Annotated in this window: 5 protein-coding genes; 3 read left to right on the forward strand and 2 right to left on the reverse strand. The window is 69.4% G+C overall.

The features are described from left to right. Nucleotides 1–298 (reverse strand): GcrA family cell cycle regulator (locus K9U40_RS21610; protein WP_282892177.1); only part of this gene is annotated, 298 nt, incomplete at its 3' end. A 671-nt stretch (nt 299–969) separates the two neighbouring features. On the opposite strand from K9U40_RS21610, the gene K9U40_RS21615 reads away from it, so the two are divergent. From K9U40_RS21615 to K9U40_RS21625, 3 genes are all read left to right on the forward strand, one after another. Next, nucleotides 970–2,178, forward strand: coding sequence for an aspartate aminotransferase family protein (locus K9U40_RS21615; protein ID WP_282892178.1), 1,209 nt, complete (start codon nt 970–972; stop codon nt 2,176–2,178). Beyond that, nucleotides 2,175–3,104, forward strand: a complete 930-nt coding sequence (gene argF / locus K9U40_RS21620) for an ornithine carbamoyltransferase (protein ID WP_282892179.1) — start codon at nt 2,175–2,177, stop codon at nt 3,102–3,104. The genes K9U40_RS21615 and argF overlap by 4 nt, the downstream gene beginning before the upstream one ends. Before the next feature lie 318 nt (nt 3,105–3,422). Further along, nucleotides 3,423–4,448 (forward strand): Hsp33 family molecular chaperone, encoded by a 1,026-nt coding sequence (locus tag K9U40_RS21625; protein ID WP_282892180.1) that lies wholly within the window; start codon nt 3,423–3,425, stop codon nt 4,446–4,448. 119 nt (nt 4,449–4,567) lie between these two features. Here K9U40_RS21625 and K9U40_RS21630 read toward each other — a convergent pair. Further along, nucleotides 4,568–5,805 (reverse strand): allantoate amidohydrolase (locus K9U40_RS21630; RefSeq protein WP_282892181.1); only part of this gene is annotated, 1,238 nt, incomplete at its 5' end.

Here is a 5,805-nt window from a genome sequence, read left to right on the forward strand (position 1 = left end):
GGGCGGGGGCCGGGGCTTCCTCCGGCATCTCCTCCGGCTCCGCCGCGAGGGCGGTGTTGCCGATGGTGGCCGGGCGGTGCGGACGGGCCTCGGGCCGTTCCGGCCGCTCGGTCTTGCTGCGCGGGCGGGCCGGCGTCGGGGCCGGCGACTTGGCGCGGCCGGACAGGCCCAGCCGGTGCACCTTGCCGATCACCGCATTGCGGGTGACCTCGCCCAGTTCAGTTGCAATCTGGCTCGCGGAGAGGCCTTCGCTCCAGAGCTTCTTCAAGAGTTCGACGCGCTCGTCTGTCCAGCTCATCGCTCTTCTCCATTTGCCGCATTTGAAAGCCACCGGCACCGGCATCCGCCGGCGTCGCGTGGGTGGGTCCAAGGCCCGTTCAGGCTGGACGGCGCCCGGCGAGGTTCGCCGGGTGCAACTCCAGGGCGCCTGAATACGCGTGGCGCGCCAACTCGTTAGAGCCAGATCCGCCGGTCAGGCGGGGTGCAGCCCGCCCAGGCCCGGTTGCATCCAGCCTTCCCGTCACCGGGGGGTGGCGTTTGAAGCCGGACTCCCTCCACGCTCCCGCACGCATCCGCGCGCGGGCCTTGCCCGGCTTTGAAGGTCCTGGAATTCGTCCCTGGCGTCCTCTGCGCACGACATCTCGTGGCTGACGGAAGAGAACCTACAATATGGCAGGTGCGCGCAACAGAGTCGGCAATGGCGTCAAGGCCGTTTTCCCCAGCTCCTTAAGGCTTCGTTAACCCGCCGGTTCCTTTGCCGGAACGCGCGCGGGGAAAATATGCGCAAGGTCAAGGCCGGGCCGCGGCCGCGCACGAGTTGACCTCGCGCGCATGATCATTAGAATCCCAGCCGTCGGGCCGCCCCCCGCTTGGGCGGCCTTTTTTGTTTGGGACGCGGCCCGACTGTCGCGTCTTGTTCGTCAACCAGTGCCACCTCAAGGGGAACGAACCCTTTTTGGGAGGAATGAAGTGATCACCGCCGTTCTGCCGACCTATGCGCGCATCGACCTCGAATTCGAACGGGGGGAGGGCTGCTGGCTCGTCACGACGGACGGGCGACGCTTTCTCGATTTCACCGCCGGCATCGCGGTGAACGTGCTGGGCCATGCCCACCCCTATCTCGCCGATGCGCTCTCCGAGCAGGCGAGGAAGCTGTGGCACACGTCCAATCTCTTCCGCATTCCCGGCGGCGAACGGCTCGCCGACCGCATCAAGGCCGCGACTTTCGCGGACACCATGTTCTTCACCAATTCGGGTGCGGAAGCCATCGAGTGCGCCATCAAGATGGCCCGCAAGTATCAGTTCGCCAGCGGCCATCCCGAGAAGAACCGCATCATCACCTTCGAGGGTGCCTTCCACGGCCGCACCCTGGCGACCATCGCCGCCGGCGGCAACGCCAAGTATCTCGAAGGTTTCGAGCCGGCCATGCCCGGCTTCGACCAGGTGCCCTTCGGCGACCTCGACGCGGCCCGCGCCGCCGTGACGCCTGAGACCGCCGCCATCCTGGTGGAGCCGGTGCAGGGCGAGGGAGGCGTGCGCGTTCCCCCGTCAGGCTTCCTCAAGGGCCTGCGCGATCTGTGCGACGAGAAGGGCCTCCTCCTCGTCCTCGACGAGGTGCAGTGCGGGGTCGGGCGCACCGGCAAGCTGTTCGCCCACGAATGGGTCGGCGTCACCCCGGACATCATGGCGGTGGCCAAGGGCATCGGCGGCGGCTTCCCCATGGGGGCGTGCCTGGCCACCGAGGAGGCGGCCAAGGGCATGACCCTCGGCACCCACGGCTCCACCTATGGCGGCAACCCGCTCGCCATGGCGGTGGGCAATGCGGTGCTCGACCTCGTGCTCGCCGAGGGCTTCCTCGACCACGTGAACGCCATGTCGACGCGGCTCGTGCAGCGCCTCGCCGAGATCCGGGACCGGCATCCGTCCGTGATCGCCGAGGTGCGCGGGCAGGGCCTGCTCTTGGGCCTGCGCTGTGCCGTGCCGGCCGCCGATCTGGTCACGGTCCTGCGCGAGGAGGGGATGCTCGCGCCCGGCGCCAGCGACAACGTGGTGCGGCTCCTGCCCCCGCTCATCGTGAGCGAGGAGGAGGTGGGCATCGCCGCGGAGAAGATCGAAGCCGCCTGCCGGCGCATCGAGGACCGCCTCGTCGCCGCTCCGGTGCAGGGAGCGGCGGAATGAGGGGGAACGGCGTGCGCCATTTTCTGGACCTGTCCGAGATCCCGGCGGAGGAATTGCGCCGGGTTCTCGATTTTTCCAAGGACCTCAAGGCCCGGCGCAAGGCCGGCGAGGTGGACCGTCCGCTGGCGGGCAAGACGCTCGCCATGGTGTTCGACAAGCCGTCCACCCGCACCCGCGTGTCCTTCGACCTCGCCATGCGCCAGCTCGGCGGCGAGACCATCATGCTCACCGGCCAGGAGATGCAGCTCGGCCGCGGCGAGACCATCGCCGACACCGCCCGCGTGCTGTCGCGCTTCGTGGACGCCATCATGATCCGCATCCTCGATCATGACGACCTCACCGAACTGGCCAAGCACGCCACCGTGCCGGTGATCAACGGGCTGACGCGCATCTCCCATCCCTGCCAGGTGATGGCGGACGTGCTGACCTTCGAGGAGCACAAGGGCAATATCCAGGGCCGCTCGGTGGCCTGGACGGGCGATGCCAACAACGTGCTGGCCTCGTGGGTCCACGCCGCCCAGCGCTTCGATTTCTCGCTCAGGGTCGCCACCCCGAAGGAGCTGTCGCCGCGCCAGGCGCTGAAGGACTTCGTCAAGCGCACCAAGGCGAAGGTGAAGTTCATGCGCGATCCCGAGGAGGCGGTGGAGGGCGTGGACTGCGTCGTCACCGACACCTGGGTCTCCATGGGCGACAAGGAGGCGGAGCGCCGCCACAACCTGCTGAAGCCCTACCAGGTGAACAGCGCCCTCATGGCGCGCGCCGACAAGGACGCCATCTTCATGCATTGCCTGCCCGCCCATCGCGGCGAGGAGGTGAGCGACGAGGTGATGGACGGGCCGCAGTCGGTGGTGTTCGACGAGGCGGAGAACCGGCTGCATGCCCAAAAGGGCATCCTGGCCTGGTGCTTCCACGCCGCGGGCGATTAGAGCGCGATCCGAGCAAATTGGTTCAATTTGCTCGGTGAATCGCCCTCTAAACTCAAGAAAGAGCGCGATCCGATCGGGGAATTGCCCCTATCCCTTTGAATGGAGGCGGATCCGCGTCCGACGGGAACGAAGGGTTCCGGGTGGAGCGCTGATGTGGCGCCGGCGTCCGGCCGATCCGGTCCCATTCCCCGGCGGCTCCCTTCCGCCGGTGCGGCCGGATGCCTATATGCCGGCTCATCTATCCCGGGCCGGGGTCGCCTCTGGGCCATGTCTTGGCGGGGGGCGCCCATGCCCGGCCCATCGTTCCGAGGAGATCCCATGAGCGGCGAGAAGTCCCGCGGCGAGAAGCATGGCGGCACGCGCCGGGCCGCGGCCGAGGCGGCGCAGGACGACATGGTCACCGCCTTCCAGGTGGATGCGCTGGACCTGCGCGGGCGCACCGTGCGTCTCGGCGCGACGCTGGATGCCGTGCTGGCGCACCATGACTACCCCCCGGCGGTGAAGCGCGTGGTGGGCGAGGCGGTGACCCTGGCCGTGTTGCTGGGCTCATCGCTGAAGTTCGAGGGCCGCTTCATCCTGCAGACCCAGACCGACGGGCCGGTGGACATGGTGGTGGCGGACTTCGTCAGCCCCGACAAGATCCGCGCCTATGCCCGCTTCGACAAGGAGGCGCTGGCCGAGGCCGAGCGGCGCAACGAGAGCTCGCCCGCCGCCCTCATCGGGCGCGGCCATCTCGCCATGACCATCGACCAGGGCATCTCGGCCAACCGCTACCAGGGCGTCGTCGCGCTGGACGGGTCGGGCCTGGAGGAGGCCGCGCACGAATATTTCCAGCAGTCCGAGCAGATCCCCACCCGCGTGCGCCTCGCCGTCGGCGAGGAGATGAAGGCCGGTGGGGCATCGTCGTCGTGGCGCGCCGGCGGGCTTCTGGCCCAGTTCCTGCCGCAGGATGCCTCGCGCTCCCGCATGGCGGACCTTGCGCCGGGCGATGCGCCGGAGGGCACCGCGCCCCACGCGGTGGACGAGGACGACGCCTGGGTCGAGGCGCGCTCGCTGGTGGGCACGCTGGAAGACGTGGAACTGATCGACCGCGACCTCTCCAGCGAGCGGCTGCTCTACCGCCTGTTCCATGAGCGGGGGGTGCGCGTGTTCGAGCCGCTGCCGGTGGCGGCCCACTGCTCCTGCTCGCGCGAGCGGGTGTCGGGCGTGCTCGCCTCCTTTTCCGGCGAGGAGCGGCGCGGCATGATCCAGGATGACGGCAACGTCGCCGTCACCTGCGAATTCTGCGGCCGGTCCTACAAGTTCAGCGCCGAGGAGATCCTGGGCGGGCATGGGGATTCCTGAAGGCGGCGCGGTTTCGTCCAAGGGTCATCGGCCTGCCGGGCCGCTGCGGAACGGGGACGCCCGGACGAGCCGGACCTCGACGGAGCGTGCAAGCCCGTTTTGTCCCGGCCCGCTTGCGCTCACATCTCCGCTGCGGTCTTTATGAGGAAGGCATAGAGCGCTTCGGCGGCAAGGCCGATATCGGCGGGCGAGGCGTATTCGCGCGGGTTGTGGCTGCCGTTCTGCGACCGCACGAACAGCATGGCAATGGCCAGGATGCCCCGGAACACCATGGCATCGTGGCCCGCGCCGGAGGGCAGGCGCACCACGGGAAGCCCGAGGCTGTCCACCACCTGCGCCATCCGCTCCTTCAGCGGCCCGTGGCAGGGGGCGGCGGGCACCTCGTGGCCGATATCCACGCTGGCGCGCACGCCGCGCCGGGCCGCGATCTGCGCCACCGCCGTGCGGATGTCCTCGACCGCGCGCCGGCGCAGGTCGTCGGAGAGGGTGCGCACGTCGAGGGAGAACTGCACCTCGCCTGGTACCACATTCACCGCGCTGCCGGCGATGATCAGCGTGCCCACGGTGGCGACGAGGGCATCCGCATCGGTCCGGCCGCGGGCTTCCACGGCGAGGATCATCTCGGCGGCGGCGGCCAGCGCGTCATGGCGCATGGGCATGGGCAGGGTGCCGGAATGGCCCGCCTCCCCGCGCACGCGGACATGCCCGCGCGACGCCCCGGCGATGCCGGTGACGATGCCCAGCGGCGCGCCCGCCGCCTCCAGCACCGGCCCCTGCTCGATATGCACTTCCACATAGCCGAGCATGTCGTCCGGGTTGCGGCGGCATTCGGCGATGCGCTCCACCGGCGCGCCGAAGGAGCGCAGCGCCTCGGCGCGGGAGATACCTTGCGGGTCCACGTCGTCGAGGCTCTTGGGATCGAAGATGCCGGCCACGGCCTTGGACGAGGTGAGGGTGGAGAGGAAGCGCACGCCCTCCTCGTCGGCGAAGGCCGCCACCTCGATGGCGAACGGCAGGCGGATGCCCTGGGCGTTGAGCGCCTCCACCGCAGCGATGGCGGTCAGCACCCCCAGGTTGCCGTCATAGATGCCGGCGTTGCGGACCGTGTCGATGTGGGAGCCGATGAGCAGGGTCTTCGCATTGGCGCGATCCGCCGGATAGCGCCCGATGATGGTGCCGGTGGCATCCATGTGGACCTGGGTGAGGCCGGCCTCGCGCATCCAGTAGGACACCTGCGCGGCGGCGCGCTTGTGGGCGGGGGTGAGGGTGAGGCGGGTCAGTTCACCCGGCACGTCCGAGAAGGCGGCGAGCTCTTTCAGGCGTGCGGTGATGGCGGTGCCGTCGAGGGGGGCATGGG

It is taken from the genome of Xanthobacter autotrophicus (assembly GCF_030015065.1).
Classification (GTDB): Bacteria; Pseudomonadota; Alphaproteobacteria; order Rhizobiales; family Xanthobacteraceae; genus Xanthobacter; species Xanthobacter autotrophicus_D.

What these genes read in the sequence shown, in the direction of transcription:
- argF (WP_282892179.1), top strand. Translation starts at nt 2,175, where the DNA reads ATGAGGGGGAACGGCGTGCGCCATTTTCTGGACCTGTCCGAGATCCCG.
- K9U40_RS21625 (WP_282892180.1), top strand. Translation starts at nt 3,423, where the DNA reads ATGAGCGGCGAGAAGTCCCGCGGCGAGAAGCATGGCGGCACGCGCCGG.